The following is a 25,137-nucleotide window of genomic DNA, read 5'->3' as shown; positions in this document are numbered from 1 at the left end:
CCCTGTTGGGGTTGAAGCCTGCCGACTAATTATTTCAAGACATCAATCGTTCTCATTGGTGAATGGTTCCGGATACGTCCCGGCCATAACCGCATTCCCAAGCCTTGCGCGGTCGGCGAAGACCGCGCCCTGCACGCCATTTGTATGAGCGTGACGTAGGAAAACCGATTCCAACTTGCAAGCCGAATTCAGGCAGGAAACCTCATGACCGACGCGTTCGAACTCCCCAGCACACTGGTCCAAGCCCTCCAGCGCCGCGCGGCCCTGACGCCGGATCGCGTGGCTTTGCGTTTTCTCGCCGAAACCCCGGATCAGGCGGTGGTACTCAGTTATCAAGAACTTGATCAGCGGGCGCGGACCATTGCCGGCGCGTTGCAGGCTGAGGCCGGATTTGGCGATCGCGCGGTGCTGTTGTTTCCCAGTGGCCCGGATTACGTCGCGGCGTTTTTTGGTTGCCTGTATGCCGGTGTCATCGCCGTGCCGGCCTATCCGCCGGAGTCGACCAAGCGTCATCACCAGGAACGCCTGCTATCGATCATCAGCGATGCCGAACCGCGTCTGCTATTGACCAGCGCCGGCCTGCGCGACGCCTTACTGCAAATTGAAGGCGCTCCGCCGTTGCTTTGCGTCGACACCCTCGACAGCAATATGGCCGAACGCTGGGTCGCGCCGGATCTGGAAGACGACCACATCGCTTTCCTGCAATACACCTCCGGCTCCACCGCGTTGCCCAAAGGCGTGCAAGTCAGCCACGGCAACCTGGTGGCCAATGAACTGCTGATCCGTCATGGCTTCGGCATCGACCTCAACCCGGACGACGTGATCGTCAGTTGGTTGCCGCTTTACCACGACATGGGCCTGATCGGCGGCCTGTTGCAGCCGATTTTCAGCGGCGTGCCCTGCGTGTTGATGTCGCCGGCGTACTTCCTCGGCCGGCCGTTGCGCTGGCTCGAAGCGATCAGCGAATACGGCGGCACCATCAGTGGTGGGCCGGACTTTGCCTATCGCCTGTGCAGCGAACGGGTCAGCGAATCGGCGCTGGAACGGCTGGATCTGAGCGGCTGGCGCGTGGCTTATTCCGGCTCCGAGCCGATTCGCCTCGACACCCTGGAACGCTTTGCCGAGAAGTTCGCCCCGTGTGGTTTCACCCCGGACAGCTTCATGGCGTCTTACGGTTTGGCCGAAGCCACGCTGTTCGTGGCCGGCACGCCGCGCGGCCAGGGCATCGGCAACCTGCGCGTGGACGATCAGGCGTTGGCACAAAACCGTGCCACAGCGGGCGAGGGCGCTGCGATCATGAGTTGCGGCATCAGCCAGCCGGAGCACGCGGTGCTGATTGTCGATCCTGTCGCGCTCACTGAACTGGCGGACAACGCCGTCGGCGAAGTCTGGGCCTCCGGGCCGAGCATTGCCCACGGTTACTGGCGCAACCCCGAGGCCAGCGCCAAGACTTTCGTCCAGCACGCGGGCCGCACCTGGCTGCGCACCGGTGACCTGGGTTTTATGCGCGACGATGAACTGTTCATCACCGGGCGCCTGAAAGACATGCTGATCGTTCGCGGTCACAACCTCTATCCGCAGGACATCGAGCAAACCGTCGAGCGCGAAGTGGAAGTGGTGCGCAAGGGGCGCGTCGCCACGTTTGCGGTGAATGTCGACGGCCAGGAAGGCATCGGCATTGCTGCGGAAATCAGCCGCAGCGTGCAGAAAATCCTCCCGCCCGACGCCCTGATCAAGGCCATCCGCCAAGCCGTGGCCGAGGCGTATCAGGAAGCGCCGAGCGTGGTGGTGTTGCTCAATCCCGGCGCGTTGCCGAAGACCTCCAGCGGCAAACTGCAACGCTCGGCATGCCGCAATCGCCTGGCGGACGGCAGCCTCGACAGCTACGCGCTGTTCCCCTCGGCAACCACCGAGAGCACAGGCAAAACTGAATCCGCTTCCGAGCTGCAAAGCTTGATCGCCACAATCTGGTGCGAGCAACTCAACGTCAAACAGGTCAACGCCGACGATCATTTCTTCCTGCTCGGCGGCAACTCCATCGCCGCCACTCAAGTGGTCGCGCGCTTGCGTGAAGAGCTGGGCCTGGAGCTGAACCTGCGTCTGTTGTTCGAAGCCCCGACCCTCGGCGCTTTCGCTGATGCCGTGGCCCGTCTGCAACAGGATGGCGGCCTCGCCCAAGGCACGATTACGCCGCTGTCGCGCAGCGAAGCGATGCCACAATCCCTGGCACAAAACCGTTTGTGGATCACCTGGCAACTCGACCCGCAGAGCAGCGCCTACAACATTCCCGGCGCCTTGCGTTTGCGCGGCGAACTGGACGAAGACGCACTGCGCGCCAGTTTCCAGCAGTTGATCGAACGCCACGAATCCCTGCGCACACGGTTCTTTGAGCGTGACGGCGTGGCGCTGCAACGGGTCGATGCGGCTGGCGAATTCAATCTGCAACTGATCGACATCAGCGATTTGCCCGTCGACAAGCGTGAACTGCGCGCACAACAAATCCGTGAGGACGAAGCCCGCACCCAGTTCGATCTGGAGAAAGGCCCGCTGCTGTGGGTGACGCTAGTGCGCCTCGACGACGAGGACCATCAACTGCTGGTGACGATGCACCACATCATCGCTGATGGCTGGTCGCTGAATGTGTTGATCGACGAGTTCTCGCGCCTGTACGCCGCTGCTTCCCAAGGACAGAAAACCGCGCTCGCGGCCCTGCCAACCCAGTACGCCGATTACGGTAGCTGGCAGCGCCAATGGCTGGCGCAAGGTGAGGGCGAGCGGCAACTGGCCTACTGGAAAAACCAGTTGGGCGATGAACATCCGGTGCTGAGCCTGGCCACTGATCATCCGCGCTCGGCGCAGCACGCACATAGCGCCGCCCGCCACACCGTGCGTCTGGGTGTGAGCCTGAGCGAAGCCATCCGCCAGACGGCTCAGGCTCATGAAGCCACGCCGTTCATGCTGTTGCTCGCTGCGTTCCAGAGCCTGCTGCACCGCTACAGCGGCCAACGCGACATCCGCATCGGCGTGCCGAATGCCAACCGTCCGCGCCTGGAAACCCAGGGGTTGATCGGCTTCTTCATCAACACCCAAGTGCTGCGCGCCGAGGTTGATTCGCGCCTGCCATTCGTTGAGTTGCTGGCGCAAACCCGCCAAGCCGCGCTCGGCGCCCAGGCTCATCAGGATCTGCCGTTCGAGCAACTGCTTGAAGCCTTCCCCCAGGCCCGCGAATCCGGTTTGTTCCAGGTCATGTTCAACCACCAGCAGCGCGACCTGAGCGCATTGCGCCGCTTGCCGGGGTTGCTCGCCGAAGAGTTGCCATGGCACAGCCGCGAAGCCAAGTTCGACCTGCAATTGCACAGTGAAGAAGACCGTAATGGTCGCCTGAGTCTGTCCTTCGACTACGCCAACGAGTTGTTTGATGAAGCGACCATCAAGCGTCTGGCGGAGCACTTCACCAACCTGCTGAGCGAGGTTTGCGCACAGCCACAACAAGCTATCGGCGACCTGCCACTGCTGACTGCAAGCGAGCATGATCAGCAAGCCTCGTGGAGCGCGACCCCCTGCACACCGGCCAGCCAATGGCTGCCGGAATTGCTCAATGAACAACTGCGCCTGACCCCGGAACGCGCCGCGCTGATCTGGGACGGCGGCCAACTCGACTTCGCTGAACTGCACGCCCAAGCCAACCGCCTGGCCCACTACCTGCGCGACAAAGGTGTCGGCCCGGATGTGTGCGTCGCCATTGCCGCCGAGCGTTCGCCGCAACTGCTGATTGGCCTGCTGGCGATCATCAAGGCCGGCGGCACCTACGTGCCGCTGGACCCGGATTACCCGGCCGATCGCCTGGCCTACATGCTCCGCGACAGCGGCGTCGAATTACTGCTGACCCAGACTGAATTGCTGGACCGCTTGTCAGCCACCGATGGCGTCAGCGTGATCGCCATGGACGCGTTGCACCTGGAAAACTGGCCGAGCCACGCACCCGGCCTGCACCTGCACGGCGACAACCTGGCCTACGTGATTTACACCTCGGGCTCCACCGGCCAACCGAAAGGCGTCGGCAACACCCACGCGGCCCTCGCCGAGCGCCTGCAATGGATGCAGAACACTTATCGCTTGAACGACACCGACGTGCTGATGCAAAAAGCGCCGATCAGTTTTGACGTGTCGGTGTGGGAATGCTTCTGGCCGCTGATCACCGGCGCGCGTTTGTTGATTGCCGGTCCCGGCGAACACCGCGATCCCCATCGCATCGCGCAACTGGTCCAGCAATATGGCGTGACTACGCTGCACTTCGTGCCGCCGTTGCTGGCGCTGTTTATCGAAGAACCGCTGACCGCCGAATGCACCAGCCTGCGCCGGGTATTCTCTGGTGGCGAAGCCTTGCCCGCCGAGCTGCGCAACCGTGTGCTGGAGCAATTGCCTGCGGTGCAACTGCACAACCGCTATGGCCCGACCGAAACCGCGATCAACGTTACCCATTGGCATTGCACGACGGTAGATGGCGAGCGTTCACCGATTGGCCGGCCGTTGGGCAACGTCATTTGCCGCGTGCTCGACAGTGATCTCAATCCCGTCCCTGCCGGTGTGCCGGGTGAACTGTGCATCAGCGGTATCGGCCTGGCCCGGGGTTACCTCGGTCGTCCGTCCCTGACTGCTGAACGCTTCGTGGTCGATCCACTGGGCGAGCAGGGCGCGCGTTTGTACCGCACCGGCGACCGTGCGCGTTGGACCGCCAATGGCGTGATCGAATACCTCGGACGCCTCGATCAGCAGGTCAAGCTGCGTGGCTTCCGGGTCGAGCCGGAAGAAATCGAAGCGCGTCTGCTGGCCCAGGATAGCGTCGCCCAAGCCGTGGTGCTGGTGCGCGAAACGGCCGCTGGCGCGCAGTTGATTGGTTACTACACAACCACTGATTCCTCTGAAGACATTGATGTTCAAACGCAGCGCCTGAAAACCGCGCTGGCCGCCGAGCTGCCGGAATACATGGTTCCGGCCCAGCTGATGCGTCTGGACGAAATGCCCTTGAGCCCAAGCGGCAAACTCGACCGTCGCGCCTTGCCGGAACCGCAATGGCAGGTCCGCGAACACGTCGAACCGGTCACCGCGCTGGAGCAACAAATCGCCGGCATCTGGCGTGAAGTGTTGGGTCAAACCCAAATCGGCCTGCGCGACGATTTCTTCGCCCTCGGCGGCCATTCGCTGCTGGCCACGCAAATAATCTCCCGTACTCGCCAGGCCTGCGACGTCGAATTACCGTTGCGCGCGCTGTTCGAAAACAGTGAACTGGGCGCCTTCGCGGAACAGGTGCGCTTGATCCAGGCCAGCGGCAAAACCAACCAGCAGCCAGCCATCGAGAAAGTCGACCGCAACCAAGCGGTGCCGTTGTCCTATTCCCAGCAGCGCATGTGGTTCCTCTGGCAAATGGAGCCGGACAGCCCGGCCTACAACGTCGGCGGCATGGCGCGGCTGCGCGGGGTGCTGGATGTCGGGCGTTTCGAAGCGGCGCTGCAAGCGCTGATCATCCGCCACGAAACCCTGCGCACCACGTTCCCGAGCGTCGATGGCGTGGCCCGGCAGCAGGTGCATGCCGACACTGGCCTGCGCATGGACTGGAAGGACTTCACTGCGCTGGATGCCGAGGGCCGCGAATGGCAGGTCCAGCAACTGGCGGACGATGAGGCGCACAAGCCGTTCGATCTGGAAACCGGCCCGTTGCTGCGCGCTTGCCTGGTCAAGACTGCCGAACAGGAACATTACCTGGTGCTGACCCTGCACCACATCGTCACCGAAGGCTGGGCGATGGACATCTTTGCCCGGGAACTCAGTGCGCTCTACGAAGCTTTCGTCGATGATCGCGAATCGCCGCTGGAACCGTTGCCGGTGCAATACCTGGATTACAGCGTCTGGCAGCGCCAGTGGCTGGAGTCCGGCGAGCGTCAACGCCAACTCGACTACTGGACCGCGCAACTGGGCCGCGAGCATCCGCTGCTGGAATTGCCCGCCGACCGTCCGCGTCCGCCGGTGCAAAGCCATCAGGGTGAACTGTTCCGTTTCGACTTGAGCGACGATCTTGCCGCCCGTGTTCGCGCCTTCAACGCGCAAAACGGTCTGACCCTGTTCATGACCATGACCGCCGCCCTCGCTGTGCTGCTTTACCGCTACAGCGGCCAGACCGACCTGCGTATTGGCGCACCGGTCGCGAATCGCATTCGTCCGGAAAGCGAAGGGCTGATCGGCGCGTTCCTCAACACCCAAGTGTTGCGTTGCCAGCTCGACGGGCAGATGTCCGTCGGCGAACTGTTCGAGCAAGTGCGCCACACCGTGATCGAAGGCCAGTCCCATCAGGACCTGCCGTTCGATCACTTGGTCGAAGCCCTGCAACCCCCACGCAGCGCCGCTTACAACCCATTGTTCCAGGTGATGTGCAACGTCCAGCGTTGGGAGTTCCAGCAGAGCCGCACTCTGGCCGGAATGACCGTCGAGTACCTGGCCAACGATGCCCGGGCGACCAAGTTCGACCTCAACCTGGAAGTCACCGACCTCGACCATCGCCTGGGTTGCTGCCTGACCTACAGCACCGACCTGTTCGATGAACCACGCATTGCGCGGATGGCCGGGCACTGGCGCAATCTGCTGGAAGCCTTGTTGGCTGATCCGCAACAGCGCCTCAGCGAATTGCCGTTGCTGGAAGTCACGGAACAGAAAAACCTGTTGAACAGCCTCGGCATCGAGCCGGGCGAACATCGTCTGGACCAGTGCATTCATCACCTGTTCAGCGAGCAGGCACTGGCGCGTAAGGATGCGCCGGCCCTGACCTTTGCTGGCCAAACCTTGAGCTACGTTGAACTCGACAGCCGCGCGAATCGCCTGGCCTGGATGCTTCGCGAGCGCGGTGTCGGCCCGCAAGTGCGCGTTGGCCTGGCGCTGGAGCGTTCGCTGGAAATGGTCATTGGGCTGTTGGCGATCCTCAAGGCTGGCGGCGCCTATGTGCCGCTGGACCCGGAATACCCGCTCGATCGCCTGCACTACATGATCGAAGACAGCGGCATTGGTCTGCTTCTCAGTGACAAAGCCATGTTCAACGCCCTCGGTGAATTGCCCTCGACCGTGGCTCGCTGGTGCCTGGAAGACGACGCCGCCGAACTGGCCAACTACCCGGCCAGCGAGCTGCCATTTATCAGCCTGCCGCAACATCAGGCGTACCTGATTTACACCTCCGGCTCCACCGGCAAACCGAAAGGCGTGGTGGTGTCTCACGGCGAAATCGCCATGCATTGCCAAGCGGTGATCGAGCGTTTTGGCATGCGCCCGGACGACTGCGAACTGCATTTCTATTCGATCAACTTCGACGCCGCCACCGAGCGTCTGTTGGTGCCGTTGTTGAGTGGTGCGCAAGTGGTGTTGCGTGCTCAAGGCCAGTGGGACGCGGAAGAAATCTGCGGCCTGATTCGTCAGCATCAAATCAACATCCTCGGCTTCACCCCGAGCTACGGCAGCCAGTTGGCGCAATGGCTGGCGACCCAGGGCGAAACCCTGCCGGTGCGCATGATCATCACCGGCGGCGAAGCCTTGACCGGCGAACACCTGGCGCGGATTCGTGCGACGTTCAAACCGAGTGTGTTCTTTAACGCTTACGGCCCGACCGAAACCGTGGTCATGCCGTTGGCCAGTCTGGCTCCGGACGTTTTGGAAGAAGGCCTGGGCAGTGTGCCAATCGGCAGCGTGATCGGCGCTCGCGTGGCGTACATCCTCGACGCCGACCTGGCGTTGGTGCCGCAAGGCGCGACCGGCGAGTTGTACGTCGGCGGTGCCGGCCTGGCCCAGGGTTATCACGAACGGGCGGGCATGACCGCCGAGCGCTTTGTCGCGGACCCGTTCGCCAGCAACGGCGGGCGCATTTACCGCACTGGCGACCTGGTGCGTCAGCGTGCCGATGGTTTGGTGGAATACCTCGGGCGTATCGACCATCAAGTGAAAATCCGTGGTTTCCGCATCGAGCTGGGCGAAATCGAAACCCGTCTGCTGGAACACCAATCCATCCGTGAAGCAGTGGTCCTCGCGTTGGATGCGCCGAGCGGCAAACAACTGGTCGGCTATCTGGTCACTGACGTCGCCGAACAGGACGAAACACACCAAGCCGCACTGCGCGAAGCGCTCAAGGCTCACCTCAAATCCCAATTGCCGGACTACATGGTGCCGACGCACCTAATCCTGCTGGCGAGCATGCCGCTGACCGCCAACGGCAAACTCGACCGTCGCGCACTGCCGGCGCCGGACCCGGAACTGAACCGCCAGCACTACGTGGCACCGAGCAATGAACTGGAGCTGACCCTGGCCGGCATCTGGTGCGAAGTGCTGAACGTGGCGCAGGTCGGCCTCAACGATAACTTCTTCGAACTGGGCGGCGATTCGATCCTGTCGATTCAGGTGGTCAGCCGTGCGCGGCAACAGGGCATTCACTTCAGCCCGCGGGATCTTTTCCAGCACCAGACCGTGCAGACCCTTGCCGCCGTCGCGACGCGCACCGAGCAAGTCACCGCCGAGCAAGGTTTGCTGGTTGGCGAATCGGGTTTGACGCCGATCCAGCACTGGTTCTTCGACACGGATATCCCCGAGCGTCAGCATTGGAACCAGGCCTTGTTGCTGGAACCGACCTTGGCCCTGGAACCCCATCGTCTGGAGCAAGCGCTGCTGGCGGTGATCGAACAACACGACGCCTTGCGCCTGCGCTTCACGGAAACAGATGGTCAGTGGCACGCCGCGCACCAAGCGGTGAATGACACCCCGGTGCTGTGGCAGGTTCGCGTTGCGTCCATGGACAAGTGCACCGCGCTGTTCGCCGATGCCCAGCGCAGCCTCGACCTTGAACAAGGTCCGCTGATGCGTGCTTTGCTGGTCGACGGTCCCGAAGGCCAGCAACGCTTGTTCATCGCCATTCACCACTTGGTGGTGGACGGTGTTTCCTGGCGGGTTTTGCTGGACGATCTGCAAACGGTCTACCGTCAACTCGACGCACAGCAGTCGGTGAAACTGCCGGCGAAAACCAGCGCCTTCAAGGACTGGGCAGCACGCTTGCAGGCCTATGCCAGCAGCGAATCCCTGCGCGAAGAACTGAGCTGGTGGCAATCACAATTGGCCGGACCAAGCGTCGAACTGCCATGTGATCGCCCGCAAGGTGGCCAGCAGAATCGTCATGCGCAAACCGTCAGCGTGCGCCTGGATGCCGAGCGCACCCGGCAATTGCTGCAACAGGCACCGAGCGCATATCGCACCCAGGTCAACGACCTGCTGCTGACCGCGTTGGCTCGGGTCATGTGCCGCTGGAGCGGTCACGAATCGGCGTTGATTCAGCTCGAAGGCCATGGTCGCGAAACCCTGTTCGACGAAATCGACCTGACCCGCACCGTCGGCTGGTTTACCAGCGCTTATCCGCTGCGACTGATCCCGGCGCTGGAGCAGGGCGCCTCGATCAAGGCGATCAAGGAACAACTGCGCGCGGTGCCGCATAAAGGCCTGGGTTATGGCGTGCTGCGTTACCTCGCCGATGACCTGTGCCGCCAGACCATGGCCGCGTTGCCGGTGGCGCCGATCACCTTCAACTACCTCGGCCAATTCGACCAGAGCTTCGGTGCGGACGCGTTGTTCCGGCCACTCGATGAACCGGTCGGTGCGGCCCATGATCCTCGCGCGCCGCTGCCGAACGAGCTGAGCGTCGACAGTCAGGTCTACGGCGGTGAACTGGTGCTGCGCTGGACCTTCAGCGCCGAGCGCCACGATCCGCAAACCATCAGCGATCTGGCGAATGCCTATCTGGGCGAGTTGCAAAGCCTGATCGAACATTGCCTGCACGACGATGCCGGTGGCCTGACGCCGTCGGACTTCCCGCTGGCTCGACTGACCCAGCCGCAACTCGATGCGTTGCCGATCCCGGCCGCCGTCATCGAAGACGTCTACCCGCTGACCCCGATGCAGGAAGGCATGCTGCTGCACACCTTGCTGGAGCCGGGCACCGGCCTCTACTACATGCAGGACCGCTACCGCATCAACAGCGAACTCGACGCCGAGCGTTTCGCCCAGGCCTGGCAAGCGGTGATCGCCCGTCACGAAGCCTTGCGCGCCTCGTTCTGCTGGAACGTCGGCGAAGACATGCTGCAAGTGATCCACAAACCGGGCAGCACGCCGATCGAGTATCTGGACTGGACTGCCGTCGCCGAAACCGAGCAAGAACCGAAGCTGCAAACGCTACTGAAATGCGAGCGTGAGGCCGGCTTCGATCTGCTCAACCAGGCACCGTTCCACCTGCGCCTGATCAAGGTCGGCGCGGCGCGCTACTGGTTCATGATGAGTAACCACCACATCCTGATCGATGCCTGGTGCCGCTCGCTGCTGATGAACGATTTCTTTGAAATCTACATGGCGCTGGGTGAGGGCCGGGATGCGCAATTGGCCGTGCCGCCGCGTTACCGCGACTACATCGGCTGGCTGCAACGCCAGAGCCTGGCCGAAGCGCGGCAGTGGTGGAAAACCAACCTGCAAGGCTTCGAGCGGACCACGCCGATCCCGAGCGACCGGCCGTTCCTGCGTGAACACGCCGGTGACAGCGGCGGCATGATCGTTGGCGACCGCTACACCCGACTCGATGCCCGTGACGGCGCGCAATTGCGCGAACTGGCCCAGGCCCATCAATTGACCATCAACACTTTCGCCCAGGCTGCGTGGGCCTTGGTGCTGCGGCGCTTGAGCGGTGATCGCGACGTGTTGTTCGGTGTGACGGTGGCCGGGCGTCCGGTGGAAATGCCGGAGATGCAACGCACGGTCGGGCTGTTCATCAACAGCATCGCGCTGCGGGTGAAAATGCCGGAAGACGATCAGCGCGTCAGCGTGCGCCAGTGGCTCAGCGGCTTGCTCGACAGCAACATGCAACTGCGTGAGTACGAATACCTGCCGCTGGTGACGATCCAGGAAAACAGCGAACTGCCGAAAGGCCAGCCGTTGTTCGACAGCCTGTTCGTGTTCGAAAACGCCCCGGTGGAAGTCTCGGTGCTGGACCGTGCGCAAAGCCTCAATGCCACCTCGGATTCGGGCCGCACCCACACTAACTTCCCGCTGACGGCGGTGTGTTATCCGGGGGATGACCTTGGTTTGCACCTCTCCTACGACCAGCGTTATTTCGACGAGACCACGGTCGAGCGCATGCTCGGCGAGTTCAAGCGTCTGCTGCTGGCGCTGGTGCAAGGCTTCCATGGCGACATGGCCGACTTGCCATTGCTGGGCAGCGAGGAACAGGACTTCCTGATCCATGGCTGCAACCAGAGCGAACATGAATACCCGTTGGAAAAAGGCTACGTCGAACTGTTTGAAGCCCAGGTCGCGCAACATCCACAACGGATTGCCGCGAGTTGCCTCGACCGGCTGCACAGTTACGTCGAGCTGAACCAGCGCAGCAACCGTCTCGGTCACGCGTTGATCGCGGCGGGTGTCGGGCTGGATCAGCCGGTAGCGTTGCTCGCCGAACGTAACCTCGATTTGCTCGGCATGATCATCGGCAGCTTCAAGGCCGGTGCCGGTTACTTGCCGCTGGACCCGGGCCTGCCGAGCCAGCGCCTGAGCCGCATCATTGACCTGAGCCGCACGCCATTGCTGGTCTGCACTCAAGCCTGTCGTGATCAGGCCGTCACGTTGCTGGAGGAGTTCGGTTGTGCCAATCGTCCACGGTTGCTGGTCTGGGAAGACGTGCAAGCGAGCGATGCCTCGGTGCAAAACCCGGGCATCTACAGCGCACCGGATAACCTGGCGTACGTGATCTATACCTCGGGCTCCACCGGTTTGCCGAAGGGCGTGATGGTCGAACAGCGCGGCATGCTGAATAACCAGTTGAGCAAAGTGCCGTACCTGAACCTGAGCGCTAACGATGTGATCGCGCAAACCGCTTCGCAAAGCTTCGATATTTCGGTCTGGCAGTTCCTCGCCGCGCCGCTGTTCGGCGCGCGGGTGGACATCGTGCCGAACACCATCGCCCACGATCCGCAAGGTTTGTTGGCCCACGTGCAAAGCCAGGGCATCACCGTGCTCGAAAGCGTGCCGTCGCTGATCCAGGGCATGCTCGCCCAGGAACGCATGAGCCTCGACGGTCTGCGCTGGATGCTGCCGACCGGTGAAGCGATGCCGCCGGAACTGGCGCACCAATGGCTGCTGCGCTACCCGGAGATAGGGCTGGTCAATGCCTATGGCCCGGCGGAATGCTCGGATGACGTGGCGTTCTTCCGGGTCGACATGGCTTCGACTCGCGGCAGCTATTTGCCGATCGGTACGCCGACCGACAACAACCGTTTGTACCTGCTCGATGGCGCGCTGGAACTGGTGCCATTGGGAGCGGTGGGCGAGTTGTGCGTCGCGGGTACGGGCGTCGGTCGCGGTTACGTCAGCGATCCGCTGCGCACCGCCCAGGTGTTTGTGCCGAACCCGTTTGGCGAGCCGGGTGATCGTCTGTATCGCACGGGCGACCTGGCTCGTCGGCGCAATGACGGCGTGCTGGAATACGTCGGACGCATCGACCATCAGGTGAAGATTCGCGGTTACCGTATCGAGTTGGGGGAAATCGAGGCGCGTCTTCACGAGCAACCGGAAGTCCGCGACGGGGCGGTAGGTGTGCAGGAAGGCGTCAACGGCAAGCACCTGGTTGGCTATCTGGTGGCGGATTCCGCGCTCAACCCGAGCGAACGCCTGGAACGGATCAAGCAACGCCTGCGCGCTGAACTGCCGGAATACATGGTGCCGCTGCACTGGTTGTGGCTCGACAAACTGCCGTTGAATGCCAACGGCAAGCTTGATCGCAAGGCGCTGCCAGCGCTGGAGATCGGCCAGTTGCAGAGCCAGGATTACCAGGCGCCGCGCAATGATCTGGAGCAGACCCTGGCCGATATCTGGGCTGAGGTGCTGAAGGTGGAGAAGGTCGGTATTCGGGATAACTTCTTCGAACTGGGCGGCCATTCGCTGCTGGCGACACAGATTGCTTCGCGGGTGCAGAAATCGTTGCAACGTGATGTGCCGCTGCGGGCGATGTTCGAGTGCAGCACAGTGGAGGAATTGGCCGAGTACATCGACGGGTTGGCGGCGAGTGATATGACCGAGGAGAAGGTGGATCGCTTGAATGACCTGATGGCGGAGCTGGAGGGGCTTTGATTCTCTAGCGTTTGTGATGGCCTCTTCGCGGGCAAGCCTCGCTCCTACAGGAGATTTACGTATCCCTGTAGGAGCGAGGCTTGCCCGCGAAGGCGTCAGCACTTTCGCTACAATTTGCGCGTTGACTGTCGAGCTGTACCGGTTCAGCCTGCCAAGGCTTTTTCGGTAGACCCCTTCACAAAGGAGACACTCGATGCCCTTCGCAACAATAGACGGACAACCCCTGCACTACATCGACCAGGGCACCGGCCCGGCCGTGCTGCTGGCGGGTAGTTATCTGTGGGACCAGGCCATGTGGGCGCCGCAGATTGCCGCGCTGTCGCAGCATTACCGGGTGATTGCCCTGGACCTCTGGGGCCACGGTCAATCCGGGCGACTGCCTGACGGTACGACGTCGCTGGATGATGTGGCACGCCAGGCCTTGGCGCTGCTCGATCATCTGGACATTGATCGCATCACCCTGGTCGGGTTGTCCGTCGGTGGCATGTGGGGCGTGCGTCTGGCGCTGTCGGCACCGCAACGGCTCAACGGCCTGGTGCTGATGGACACCTACGTCGGCGTCGAACCCGAGCCGACCCGCCAATATTATTTCTCGCTGTTCAAGCAGATCGAAGACACCGGCGTGATTTCGTCGCAGTTGCTGGACATCGTGGTGCCGATCTTCTTCCGGCCGGGCATCGATCCGCAATCGGCGCTGTATCAGGATTTCCGCGCGTCATTGGCGGCGTTACCGGCGGAACGTCTGCGCGAGAGCATCGTACCGATGGGGCGGATTACCTTTGGACGGGATGATCTGTTGCCGCGTTTGGGTGAGTTGAATCCTGACACCACGCTGGTGATGTGTGGCGATCAGGACAAACCACGACCGCCGTCAGAAGCACGGGAAATGGCCGAGTTGATTGGTTGCCCGTGTGTGCTGGTGCCGGAGGCGGGGCATATCTCCAATCTGGAGAATCCCGGGTTTGTGACGCAGGCTTTGTTGGGTTTTTTGGCTGAGAGAAATTAGTCGATCTTTCTGACGCCTTCGCGGGCAAGCCTCGCTCCTACAGACAGCGTGAACCTGTAGAGCGAGGCTTGCCCGCGAAGAGGCCAGTGAATTCACTTCGGCCCGAGAATCTTCAACAACTTGTCCGGCGACGGCGCGCCTTGCTGTTGTTGCAGCTCACCTTTGTCATCCATATAGAAAATCGCCGGGGTTGCCTGCAATTCCAGGTCTTCCATCAACTGCATGTTCGCCGCCAGTTTTGCCTGGATCGCTGGTGGCACGTCTTTCATGGCCTTAAGCGAACTTTGCTTGCCGGATTTTTCGTGGTCTTCCAAGGCTTTGCTTGGGTCCTTGGCCGCCAGCAGCGCAGCGGATTTGCCCGGGCTGTCTTCGCGGATGATGCCGACCATGATGTGCCGCAGCTGCACTTTTCCGGACTTGACCCACGGCCGTGCCTGTTCCCAGAACATGTTGCAGTAAGGGCAGTTCGGGTCGCTGAACAGGTACACCACGCGCGGGGCGTCCTTGTTGCCGTCGCCGATCCAGTTGCTTGCTTCCATCTTGCCCCAGACTTCCTTGGACATTGGCGCGTAGACCAGTTTCTGCAACGGCGCGCTGCTCAGGTCATTGCCGTCGGCGTCGTACAGGTTGCCGAGCAAGACGTGCTTGCCGTCCGGGGTCAGGTACAGCGCCATGCCGCGATTCTGGTACTGCGCCGCGTAACCGCGCAAACCGTCCGGCGCATCGAACTGGCCGACGATTTTCGCGCCCTTGGCTTCGATCTTCTTGATCGCCTCGGGCAATTCTTCAACAGCCTGCGCCGACGGCAGGTGCAGCAGGGCGGCGCCCAGGGTCAGCGTCAGCAGGTGGCGGAGGCGGGGCATGGCAATTTCCTTGCAGAGGTGGCCGGTGCGGCAGAAGTGGGGGTGTCGAAGTTTTCCAGGGCCCGGGCCAGGCTGGCTTCTGACAATTCGCCCAGATGGCTGCCCAGCAGGCGACCATCGTGGCTATAGAACAGCGTAGTCGGCAAGGCCATGGAACCGACGGCCTGGCCCAAGCGGCCGCTGCCGTCGAACAGCACGTTGGACAGGCTCAGGCCCTGGGTTTCCAGGAAGGTGCTGACGCTTTGCATGCTTTCGGCCTGGTTGACGAACAGGAAGGTCAGGTCCGGGCGGTGTTGCTGGGCGTTTTCCAGTACTGGCATTTCCCGGCGACACGGTGGGCACCAAGTGGCCCAAAGATTGATCACCAGTGGGCCGCCCTGATAGTCGGCCAGTTGCACGGTTTCGCCAGCGGCATTGCGCAAGGTGATTTCCGGCAGGCGCGTGCCTTGTTCGTAAAGGCTCAGGGAGAAGGTTGCCAGCAACCAGAACAGTAGGCCGCTGCCGACCCCGAACCCCAGTGGCCGACGCAGCCCTGGTCGGCGCCAGCCGCGATACAACGCGGCCAGCACCAGCACGATCACGCCCGGCCAGGCGAGAAAACCGCCATCGCGCAGGTCGATGATCTGCCACGGATCGTTGCGATACTGCGCCCAGTAGGCGATCACGAAACTGATCCGCGCCGCCAGCATGCCCAGCAGGAACAGGCTGAACAGCGCTGACTCGGGGTTCTCGCCGCCGCGCTTGGCCACCCGCCAGCCGACAAAGGTAGCCAGCGCCAGAGCACTGATCAGCAGCAGGTGGTTAAGCGCGATGGCAAAGGTGCCGAGGGTAAAGGTCAGCATTAACGGGCATCTCGGGTGGTGGTCCAGCGTTGCAGGAAAGTCTCGGCATCGACCTCACCGGTGATGCGCTGGCTGCGGCGTTCGTTGCCATCGGCACCGATCCACAACAGGCTTGGCGGCCCCGGCACTTTGTAGCGGCCGAGCAGCTCGCGACTGGCGGCATTGTCGGCGGTCACGTCCAGCCGTAGCAAGCGCACGTCTTTCAAGGCGTCCAATACCCGCGATTTGGCGAAGACCTGTTTTTCCATGACTTTGCACGACACGCACCAGTCAGCGTAGTAATCCAGCAACACCCACTGGCCCTGGGCCTGCGCCGCATCGAGTTCCCGTTGCAGGGCGGCGGGGTCTTTGATCGTGGTGAAAGCGTCATGACCGACGGGGGCGTTGTTGGAGCGTGCAGCGGTGTAAACCTGCAACGGCTTGAACAGATCATCGCTGCCGCCGGCCGCACCGACCATCAACAGACTGCCCCACACCCCGAGCAACAGCGAACTGGCGCCGAACACTTGGGCCACGCGACCGAAACCTTCCGACTGCTTCCAGGCGCTATAAGCGGCAATCAATAGCAGGGCGCCGCACAAACCGACCCACAGCGATTGATCCAGCACCGGCCGCAGCATCAGCAGCGCGGTGGCGAGGAACAGGAAACCGAACACGCCTTTGAGCAAATTCATCCAGGCGCCGGGCTTGGGTAGGAAGCGGTTGCCGACGGTCACCAGCAGCAACAGGGGCACACCGATGCCGATGCCCATGGCAAACAAAATCAGTCCGCCATGCAGTGCATTGCCACTCTGGGCGATGTAGAGCAGGGCGCCGGCCAGTGGCGCGGTCATGCACGGGCCGACCAGCAAACCGGACAAGGCCCCGAGCACACCGGCGCCGATCAGGCTGCCGCCGCGCTGATTGCGCGAGACGTTTTCCAGTCGATCCCGCAGCGCCACCGGCAATTGCAATTCGAAGAAGCCGAACATCGGCAATGCAAGCAGCACAAATATCGCTGCGAAACTGCCCAGCAACCACGGATTTTGCAGCAGTGCCTGAAGGTTTGCCCCGAGCAGCGACGCCAGAACGCCCATCGCCGCATACACCAACGCCATGCAGATCACATAGCTGCTGGCCAGGGCAAAACCGCGTTTGGGCGTGGCGCCGCTGCCGACGATCAAACCGGCGAGAATCGGCAGCATTGGCAAGGTGCACGGCGTAAAGGCCAGTAGCAGACCGAGGCCAAAGAACACCAGCAGACTCCAGCCCAGCGCCCGCTGTTGCAGGTTGCTGGCCAGGGTCTGGTCCGGGGCTTCATTGGTCACTGACGTTGCTGAAACTTCCCCCAGGTCCACGACCTGGGTTTGTGGCGGATAACACAAACCCGCATCGGCACAGCCCTGGAAGCCGACCTTGATCTGACCGGTGGCACCGGCCGGGATTTTCAGTTCCAGGCCTTGGCGATAGACCTGCTGTTCACCGAAGAACTCATCGCTGTGGGACTCGCCCGCCGGCAACACAGGTGTGTGCTCCTGGGCCAGGCCATCGAATTTCAGACGCTTCTGATACAGGTAATAGCCGTCGGCGATCTGCCAGAACAGTTGTGTTTCACCGGAGTCCAGACGTTCGGAGGTAAAGACAAACGCCTGCTCGACGGGGAGAAAGTCCGGTTTGGTCTCGAACGGATTGGTCCCTGCCTGGGCCAGACCCGAGATCAAGAGAGCAAAGAGGAAAAACAGTCGACGCATGGGTAGGCCTTGTCCCTGTGCAAGTGAGTTGCACAATGGTGGGCGGCGATTAACCGATGATTAACCGTCATGGCCTTGTAGCGCCGGTGATCGGGGCATAATGTCCGCTTAATCGGCCAACGGCCTAATCAGCTTTTTTCTACGGGGCTTTCCATGCACGTACTGGTTTGCGAAGACGATGAGTTGATCGCCAGCGGCATCGTCGCCGGCCTCACCGCTCAGGGCCTGACCGTGGAGCATGTGGCTACGGCATCATCGGCACGGGCGATACTCAAGGTCGCCGAGTTTGATGTCATGGTGCTCGACCTCGGGCTGCCGGACGAAGACGGCCTCAAGCTGCTGCAGCAGCTACGCCAAAGCGGTCTGGAGATTCCGGTGCTGATTCTCACTGCCCGGGATTCGGTCACCGACCGGGTCGATGGCCTGCAGGCCGGCGCTGACGATTACCTGCTCAAACCCTTCGACCTGCGAGAACTCGCCGCGCGTCTGCACACGTTGTTGCGACGAGTAGCCGGGCGCAGCGTCAATCTGATCGAGCACGGCGCACTGACGTACGACCCAAGCAGCCGCGAAACCATGCTCGCCGGCCAGCCGGTGGACTTGTCGCGCCGCGAGCAGTCGCTGTTGCAAGCCTTGCTGCACAACCGTGGTCGGGTGTTGTCCACTGAGCAATTGAAGGACAGCGTCTACGGGTTCAACGACGAACTGGAAAGCAATGCCCTCAACGTCCATATCCACCACCTGCGGCGTAAACTCGGTAACGGCATCGTCGAAACAGTGCGCGGCCTCGGTTATCGGCTGGGTCCGGCGGATGGCGGAGATCAATCGAAGTGATGAGCCTGCGTTTGCGCCTGAGTTTGACCCTCGGCGCCGCTTTTGCGCTGATCTGGGCCCTGGCGGCAGCCTGGATGCTCAGCGACCTGCGTAACCAGATGATGTTTTCCCTCGACCAGCGGCTGGTCGCTTCGGCGCGGATGGTTGCGGGGCTGATGGAGCAATTGCCGGCGTTGCCGACCAAGGGCGAGGGCACTCATTTCAGCGCGGAGCAATTGAATGTTCCCGGCGGCATGGCCTGTCAGGTCAGTTCGTTGCGCGGCGAAATCCTGGCGCGCAGTCACACCGACCCGCAACAAACCCTGGAAGCCGAAAAAATGGGCTTTCATGACCAGATGATCGATGGCGCGCCATGGCGCAGTTTCACCTTGGCGCGCGGCGATCTGCGCATCACCACGGCGGACCGGCAGATCGAACGCGAAGCTTTGAACATGTCGATTCTGCTGGCCGCTTCGGTGCCGGTGGGCGTGGCGTTGCTCGGTTGCCTGTGCCTGCTCTGGCTGGGCATCGGCCAAGGCCTGGCGCCGCTCAATCGCATGCGCGATGCCTTGATGCGCCGCAGTGCCGATTCTCTCGAACCGCTGCAGATCCAGCCACTGCCCAGCGAACTGCAACCGTTGCTCGACACGCAGAATCAGCTGTTCCAGCGTATCGGCCGGACCATCGAGCGCGAACGACGTCTGACCGGGGATGCGGCTCACGAACTGCGCAGCCCGCTGACCGCGATCAAGACCCACCTGCAAGTGGCGCGCATGACCGAAGGCGCGGCCCGGGATCAATCCCTGGCCCGGGCCGAAGAAGGCGCCGACCGCCTGCACCGCACTCTTGAACAATTGCTGCTGCTGGCGCGGGTCGAGGGCAGTCTGTCGTTCGATGACGGCGTGCAGTGCAGCGCCGAGCAAGTGGCGAAACTGGCGATTCAGGATGCCGCCAGCGGTGATCGCCAGCGCATCAAGTTCCAGTTGCCGGCGAAGCTCTCGGCGGCCCCGGTGCAAATGCCCGCAGTGCTGTCGATTGCCGCGCTGCGCAACCTGCTGGACAACGCCCTGCGCCATACCCCAAGTGACGGGGCCGTGGAGCTGAGCCTGGAAACCACCGGCAACCGTGTGCGCTTTGTGGTCCGCGACCATGGGCCGGGGATTGCCGAAGATGACCTGCAACACCTGACTCAACGTTTCTGGCGCAACGGCCAGAGCACCGGTTGCGGCTTGGGATTGGCGATTGTCCAGGCGATTGTCCAGCGTTGCGCCTGCACCTTGCATTTCGACAGTCGCCCGGACGGGTTGCGGGTCGAGCTGACGATGCCGCTGCAAACAGTCTAAAAAACACCATACCCCCCCTGTGGGAGCGGGCTTGCTCGCGAAGAGGGCGTGTCAGTCGACATCAATGTTGGCTGACCCACCGCTTTCGCGAGCAAGCCCGCTCCCACAAGGGGATCTGTGTTGCACATCAAATGTAACTTCTGTCCATTGGCATTCATGCCCCAACCGGCGCTATCTTCCCGCCAGCTTTGACTCAATGGATTGAGGTAACAGCGCCATGGATGCACCCCTGCACATATGCAACGCAACCCCTGCCGACGCCGGCATTATCAGCCGGATCGTCGAGCGTTCGATTCGGGTCGGTTGCGCGCTCGACCACCGCAACGACGCGAAAATCGTCGCCGCCTGGACCCACAGCAAAACCGCCGAACATATCCATGCCTGGCTGACCGACCAACGGTTGTACCTGAACATCGCCTTGATCAAGGACAAACCGATCGGCGTCGCCATGGCCGTGAGCAGTGGCAAAATCGCCTTCTGTTACGTGCAGCCGGAATGGTTTCGCCGTGGCGCCGGACAGGCCTTGATTCACGGCCTCGAAACCTGGCTGCTCGATCAGGGCTTGCACCAGGCACGCCTCAACAGCACCCGCACCAGCGAAGCCTTTTATCGGCGTCAGGGCTATCGCGCCTGTGCCGAAACCTTCAGCGTGGCGGGGCTGCACGCCATTCCCATGCACAAGGCACTCGCATCACCTTCATAGAAAGCTGAGCGCGGGTCTAAATCCTCAAGGCTCTGATGCGTTTCCAGAACAGGAAAACCTGCAAGTGCGCCCCGTGACCGGAACGCGCACCTGCCCGGTGTGCAGTTTTGGTCACTATCAACAGCGTATTGAGGGGTCGAGAGATGTCAGTCGCTACCAGCCTTATCGAAGATCAGCCGGCCCGGGTCGTCCCGACGCCTGCCGAGACGCTTTACCAGTTCAACGAATCGCCGTTGCTGGCCCGTCAGAGCCAGCAGGAATCCAATGCCCGCAGCTACCCGCGACGTATTCCCCTGGCGCTCAAGCGTGCCAAGGGTATTTATGTCGAGGACGTCGAGGGCCGCAGCTTTATCGATTGCCTGGCCGGTGCCGGGACGCTGGCGCTGGGGCATAACCACGCAGTGGTGATCGAAGCGATCCAGCAAGTGCTGAGCGATGAATTGCCGCTGCACACCCTCGACCTGACGACGCCGGTCAAGGATCAGTTCGTCCAGGACTTGTTCGGTCTGCTGCCACCAGCCCTGGCCGCTGAAGCGAAAATCCAGTTCTGTGGCCCCACCGGCACCGACGCCGTGGAAGCGGCATTGAAACTGGTGCGCACCGCCACCGGGCGCAGCACCGTGTTGTCGTTCCAGGGCGGTTACCACGGCATGAGCCAGGGCGCGCTGAGCTTGATGGGCAGCCTGGGGCCGAAAAAGCCCTTGGGCGCACTGCTCAGCAGCGGCGTGCAGTTCATGCCGTACCCGTACGATTACCGCTGCCCGTTCGGGCTTGGCGGCGCGCAAGGGGTGCAGGTCAATCTCAACTACCTGGAAAATCTGCTCAACGATCCGGAGGCCGGCGTGCAATTGCCGGCGGCGGTGATCGTCGAAGTGGTGCAGGGCGAGGGCGGGGTGATTCCGGCTGATCTCGACTGGTTGCGCGGCTTGCGGCGCATCACCGAGCAGGCTGGCGTGGCGCTGATCGTCGATGAAATTCAGAGCGGTTTTGCCCGCACCGGCAAGATGTTTGCCTTCGAGCATGCCGGGATCATTCCGGACGTGGTGGTGCTGTCCAAGGCGATCGGCGGCAGCTTGCCGCTGGCGGTGGTGGTCTATCGCGACTGGCTCGACACCTGGCTGCCGGGCGCCCATGCCGGGACCTTCCGTGGCAATCAGATGGCTATGGCCGCCGGTTCGGCGGTGATGCGTTACCTCAAAGACAACAACGTCTGCGCACACGCGGCTGCCATGGGGGAGCGCTTGAGCGAACACCTGCGCATCCTGCAACGGGACTTCCCGCAGTTGGGTGACATTCGTGGTCGCGGCTTGATGCTCGGCGTCGAACTGGTTGACCCGACTGGCACGCCGGACGTGCAAGGTCATCCACCGGCATTCGGTCGCCTGGCGCCGCTGGTGCAGCGCGAATGCCTCAAGCGCGGCTTGATCCTCGAACTGGGCGGTCGACATGGCGCGGTGGTGCGCTTCCTGCCGCCGCTGGTGATCACCGCCGCTGAAATCGACCGTGTCGCGGAGATTTTCGGTCGGGCGTTGGCAGCAGCCACCACCAGCCTCTAAATTTTTCAGCGACTTGTACGTTCCTTCTACATACCGGCTGTACGCGCAGTGCAGCCCACCCCTACAACGATGGAGAGACACCATGACGTCAGTATTCGACCGCGAGGACATCCTCTTTCAGGTCGTGGTCAACCACGAAGAGCAATACTCGATCTGGCCCGACTACAAAGCCGTGCCACAGGGCTGGCGCACCGTGGGCAAGAGTGGCCTGAAGAAAGAATGCCTGGCCTACATCGAAGAAACCTGGACCGACATGCGCCCGTTGAGCTTGCGTCAGAAGATGGAAGAGCAGGCGGCAGTGGCTCACTGAAGTCACCGCGCATAAAGAAGCCCGCTGACCGTAACTGGTTCAGCGGGCTTTTTTGTGGTTGGAAAGTCAAAAGATCGCAGCCTTCGGCAGCTCCTACGCCGACCGCATTCCCCTGTAGGAGCTGCCGAAGGCTGCGATCTTTTGATCTTAGGCCGAAGGCCCGTCACTCAACCCCTTGATCAACAAATCCACATTCCCCTCCAGCTCGGTCACCGGGTCCGCCCCGTCGGTGCTCAACACCACCAACCGACTCCCGGCCTCGCTGATCACCGCTTTCAGCGCCTCCGACGGCTGGCGATGATGCAACACCACCGCCACGTCATTGTCCTTGAGCGTCGCGCCCAATTGCTTGAGCGCTTGCGGTGTCCACTCGGCATCCGGCCGCGCGTCGAGGCCGACCAATTCCAGGTTGAGCCCGCCGACCAGGTAGCCGAAGTGATCGCTCAGACTCATCACTGTAAGGTTGTCAGCACTGGCCAACCGCGCCTCACTGTCGGCGCTGAGCTTGAGCAACCGCTGCTTGAGCGCCGCCAGGTTGGCTTCGATCTTCGGCTTGGCCTCGGGTGCCAGGCGCACCAGGTCCGCCGCCATCACGTCCGCCATGCGCCCCATGTTGTTGCTGGAAAACCATGGCTGACTGTTCAAGCCATCGACCTTGTTGCCCGGCTGCACGGCGATGCCGGGCAGGGCGCCATCCACCGGGCGGGCGGCGTCGATTTCAATGATGCGGATATTGCTGCGGCGGGCATTCGGGTACAGCGGATCGTCCGGCCACAACGAGCGGATGCCAATTACCGCATCAGCGTCGGTCGCCAGTTTGCTCAGTTCCGCTGCGCCACGCCCGGTGAAGTAAGCGGTCTGCCGTGTACCGGGCAGGTTGGCCGGTGCCGCGCGCTCAATGGCGACATCAGTGCCTTCCAGCAACACGCTGCCCAGGCCATAGGTCACTGGCAGCGAGGCCAGGACCAGGGTTTTGTGTGCTGACGACGAGGCGAAGAGGGCGGTATTACCGATCCCGTGATTGGCCACCAGGCGCATCGGTTCGAAGCTGTCGCCGGCCAACGCATTGAAGGAGGCCGTCCCACACAGGGCCACGGCCAGGCTCAATTGACGCAGAGTAAAAGACATTTATCCGAGATTCCCTTTCAGACTTGGAACGACACCGCGCGCGATGGCGCAGAGAGCGAAGGCGATACCGGCCACCAGAATGATCGCGGCACCGGACGGGATCGGCAGGTCGAAGACAATCGGCGCCAGAATCCCGCACAGGGTGCTGACCGTCGCAATCGCCACCGAGCACCAGAAAAATCCCTTCAGCGACTGGCTGAGCAACCGCGCGGCAGCCGCTGGAATCACCAGCAAGGCACCGACCAGAATCGCGCCGATGACTTTCACCGCCGCGACGGTGATCAGGGTCACCAGAATCACGAACAGGTAATCCAGGGTCTTCACCGCCACCCCGCGCACCGCCGCCAGTTGCGGGTTGAAACTGGCGAGCATGATGCGGTTGTACAGCGGCAGGGCCAGGGCCATTACCAGCGATCCGACGATGGCCAACACCAGCAAATCATTGCCGTTGACCGTCAGCACCGAACCGAACAGCACGTTTTCCAGAATGTGCACGTTGATCTTGCCCGCCAGAATCAACAGCAGGCTCGCCCCGAGTGCCAGGGACACCGAAAGGAATACACCGATCAGCGTGTCCGGCGCCAGGCCAGTGCGGTTGCGCAGGTAGTTGAGCAAAATGCCGAACAGCAGGCAGTAACCGAACAGGCTGCCATACGGCCCGGTGTAGGGTTCGCCGAGCAAAATGCCGATGGCCACGCCGGTCAACGCCGCGTGACCCACCGCTTCGGAGAAAAACGCGAAGCGCTTGACCACCACCAGCGTGCCCAAACCGCCGAGCACCGGGCCGATCAACAGGCCGGCGAGTAGCGCATTGACGACAAATCCATAGGCCAGCGCTTCCGGCAGATAACCCGAAGAGGCCCAGCCCTGGACCATCAAACGAAAGGCTTCATAACTCATCAGACAGCGCTCCGGGGATGGGTTGAGAACAGGGTCAGCAAGCGTTCCGGGGTCAGCGCCTGTTGCGGCGTGGCGTCGAACAGCACCCGGCGATTGAGTCCGGTTACCCGGTCCGCCAGACGCCCGACGGCTTCCAGGTCATGCTCGATCCACAGCACGGTGATGCCGCTCTGGCGCCAGTCGCCCAGCAGCCGTTCGAACACCTGGATACCGGCTTCATCGAGGGCCGACATTGGTTCGTCGAGCACCAGCAATTGCGGCGCCGGAATCAGCCCCTGGGCCAGCAACACCCGCTGGCGTTCACCGCCGGACAGCGCGCCCATGCGACGCTTGCGTTTGTCCTGCATGCCGACCCGTTCCAGCGCTTCGCCAATCGCCACCGCGTAATGCTTGCTCAAGCCGAGAAACGCAGGGCGCCGCTGACACATGGCGGCCATGAAATCGTCGACGGTCATCGGCAGGCCCCGGTCGAACTCCAGCGCTTGCGGGACGTAACCGATGGTGCCGGGTTCGCCGGGCCATTGCAGGCTCAGTCGACCCTGGTGGGGCATCTGCCCGAGCAGGGTTTTGATCAGCGAACTCTTGCCGCCGCCGTTAGGGCCGACCAGCGCATGCACGCTGCCGGGCTGAACGGTAAAGGTCACCTTGTCGAGGATCGTCGTGCGGCCCAGCGTCAGGCTGACCTCCGCAAAATCCAGCGTCGGCCCGAAGACTTGTGGGAGCGGGCTTGCTCGCGAAGGCGTCGTGTCAGTCGACAT

The 25,137-nt window shown here is 62.3% G+C and carries 13 protein-coding genes; 7 read left to right on the top strand and 6 right to left on the bottom strand.

Annotated elements, in window-relative coordinates:
- Window positions 1-204 precede the first annotated feature (204 nt).
- Window positions 205-13,185: a non-ribosomal peptide synthetase gene (locus ACWIKB_RS15495; protein ID WP_475267925.1), complete on the top strand. Its 12,981-nt coding sequence runs from the start codon at window positions 205-207 to the stop codon at window positions 13,183-13,185.
- A gap of 193 nt (window positions 13,186-13,378) precedes the next feature.
- Window positions 13,379-14,191, top strand: coding sequence for an alpha/beta fold hydrolase (locus ACWIKB_RS15490; RefSeq protein ID WP_475267923.1), 813 nt, complete (start codon window positions 13,379-13,381; stop codon window positions 14,189-14,191).
- Window positions 14,192-14,283: 92 nt separating this feature from the next.
- Here ACWIKB_RS15490 and dsbG read toward each other — a convergent pair whose 3' ends face one another.
- Genes dsbG through dsbD form a run of 3 tightly spaced genes read right to left on the bottom strand, consistent with a single transcriptional unit; the run spans window position 14,284 to window position 17,626 of the window.
- Window positions 14,284-15,054: a thiol:disulfide interchange protein DsbG gene (gene dsbG, locus ACWIKB_RS15485; RefSeq protein WP_123409495.1), complete on the bottom strand. Its 771-nt coding sequence runs from the start codon at window positions 15,052-15,054 to the stop codon at window positions 14,284-14,286.
- Window positions 15,030-15,896 (bottom strand): TlpA family protein disulfide reductase, encoded by an 867-nt coding sequence (locus tag ACWIKB_RS15480; RefSeq protein ID WP_475267921.1) that lies wholly within the window; start codon window positions 15,894-15,896, stop codon window positions 15,030-15,032. The genes dsbG and ACWIKB_RS15480 overlap by 25 nt, the downstream gene beginning before the upstream one ends.
- Window positions 15,896-17,626 (bottom strand): protein-disulfide reductase DsbD, encoded by a 1,731-nt coding sequence (gene dsbD, locus ACWIKB_RS15475; protein ID WP_475267920.1) that lies wholly within the window; start codon window positions 17,624-17,626, stop codon window positions 15,896-15,898. The genes ACWIKB_RS15480 and dsbD overlap by 1 nt, the downstream gene beginning before the upstream one ends.
- Window positions 17,627-17,779: 153 nt before the next feature.
- Between dsbD and ACWIKB_RS15470 the strand changes: the two genes are divergently transcribed.
- The 5 genes from ACWIKB_RS15470 to ACWIKB_RS15450 all read left to right on the top strand — a co-directional run bounded on the left by ACWIKB_RS15470 (window position 17,780) and on the right by ACWIKB_RS15450 (window position 22,351).
- The gene (locus tag ACWIKB_RS15470; RefSeq protein WP_475267919.1) at window positions 17,780-18,460 is read left to right on the top strand and encodes a response regulator; all 681 of its coding nucleotides are present in this window, start codon (window positions 17,780-17,782) and stop codon (window positions 18,458-18,460) included.
- Window positions 18,457-19,782, top strand: a complete 1,326-nt coding sequence (locus ACWIKB_RS15465; RefSeq protein ID WP_475267918.1) for an ATP-binding protein — start codon at window positions 18,457-18,459, stop codon at window positions 19,780-19,782. Before ACWIKB_RS15470 ends, ACWIKB_RS15465 begins: the two co-directional genes overlap by 4 nt.
- Window positions 19,783-19,999: 217 nt before the next feature.
- Window positions 20,000-20,485: a GNAT family N-acetyltransferase gene (locus ACWIKB_RS15460; RefSeq protein ID WP_475267916.1), complete on the top strand. Its 486-nt coding sequence runs from the start codon at window positions 20,000-20,002 to the stop codon at window positions 20,483-20,485.
- 143 nt (window positions 20,486-20,628) lie between these two features.
- Window positions 20,629-22,041: a diaminobutyrate--2-oxoglutarate transaminase gene (locus ACWIKB_RS15455; protein WP_475267914.1), complete on the top strand. Its 1,413-nt coding sequence runs from the start codon at window positions 20,629-20,631 to the stop codon at window positions 22,039-22,041.
- An 82-nt stretch (window positions 22,042-22,123) separates the two neighbouring features.
- Window positions 22,124-22,351, top strand: a complete 228-nt coding sequence (locus ACWIKB_RS15450) for an MbtH family protein (protein ID WP_007990131.1) — start codon at window positions 22,124-22,126, stop codon at window positions 22,349-22,351.
- 147 nt (window positions 22,352-22,498) lie between these two features.
- Here the strand turns inward: ACWIKB_RS15450 and ACWIKB_RS15445 are convergent, their stop codons facing one another.
- The 3 genes from ACWIKB_RS15445 to ACWIKB_RS15435 are packed head-to-tail and all read right to left on the bottom strand — an operon-like array spanning window position 22,499 to window position 25,137.
- Window positions 22,499-23,479, bottom strand: a complete 981-nt coding sequence (locus tag ACWIKB_RS15445) for a metal ABC transporter substrate-binding protein (protein WP_475267913.1) — start codon at window positions 23,477-23,479, stop codon at window positions 22,499-22,501.
- Window positions 23,480-24,379, bottom strand: a complete 900-nt coding sequence (locus tag ACWIKB_RS15440; RefSeq protein WP_213940816.1) for a metal ABC transporter permease — start codon at window positions 24,377-24,379, stop codon at window positions 23,480-23,482.
- A complete protein-coding gene (locus ACWIKB_RS15435) occupies window positions 24,379-25,137 on the bottom strand; it encodes a metal ABC transporter ATP-binding protein (protein WP_475267912.1) in 759 nt (252 codons plus the stop codon). The genes ACWIKB_RS15440 and ACWIKB_RS15435 overlap by 1 nt, the downstream gene beginning before the upstream one ends.

The organism is Pseudomonas sp. 5Vm1k (genome assembly GCF_056161485.1).
This window is presented reverse-complemented; position numbering and strand designations above follow the sequence as displayed.

Coding starts and splice junctions, on each gene's coding strand:
- ACWIKB_RS15445 (WP_475267913.1), bottom strand. CDS start 23,479: ATGTCTTTTACTCTGCGTCAATTGAGCCTGGCCGTGGCCCTGTGTGGG.
- ACWIKB_RS15440 (WP_213940816.1), bottom strand. CDS start 24,379: ATGAGTTATGAAGCCTTTCGTTTGATGGTCCAGGGCTGGGCCTCTTCG.
- ACWIKB_RS15455 (WP_475267914.1), top strand. CDS start 20,629: ATGTCAGTCGCTACCAGCCTTATCGAAGATCAGCCGGCCCGGGTCGTC.
- ACWIKB_RS15480 (WP_475267921.1), bottom strand. CDS start 15,896: ATGCTGACCTTTACCCTCGGCACCTTTGCCATCGCGCTTAACCACCTG.
- dsbG (WP_123409495.1), bottom strand. CDS start 15,054: ATGCCCCGCCTCCGCCACCTGCTGACGCTGACCCTGGGCGCCGCCCTG.
- dsbD (WP_475267920.1), bottom strand. CDS start 17,626: ATGCGTCGACTGTTTTTCCTCTTTGCTCTCTTGATCTCGGGTCTGGCC.
- ACWIKB_RS15495 (WP_475267925.1), top strand. CDS start 205: ATGACCGACGCGTTCGAACTCCCCAGCACACTGGTCCAAGCCCTCCAG.
- ACWIKB_RS15460 (WP_475267916.1), top strand. CDS start 20,000: ATGGATGCACCCCTGCACATATGCAACGCAACCCCTGCCGACGCCGGC.
- ACWIKB_RS15435 (WP_475267912.1), bottom strand. CDS start 25,137: ATGTCGACTGACACGACGCCTTCGCGAGCAAGCCCGCTCCCACAAGTC.
- ACWIKB_RS15470 (WP_475267919.1), top strand. CDS start 17,780: ATGCACGTACTGGTTTGCGAAGACGATGAGTTGATCGCCAGCGGCATC.
- ACWIKB_RS15490 (WP_475267923.1), top strand. CDS start 13,379: ATGCCCTTCGCAACAATAGACGGACAACCCCTGCACTACATCGACCAG.
- ACWIKB_RS15450 (WP_007990131.1), top strand. CDS start 22,124: ATGACGTCAGTATTCGACCGCGAGGACATCCTCTTTCAGGTCGTGGTC.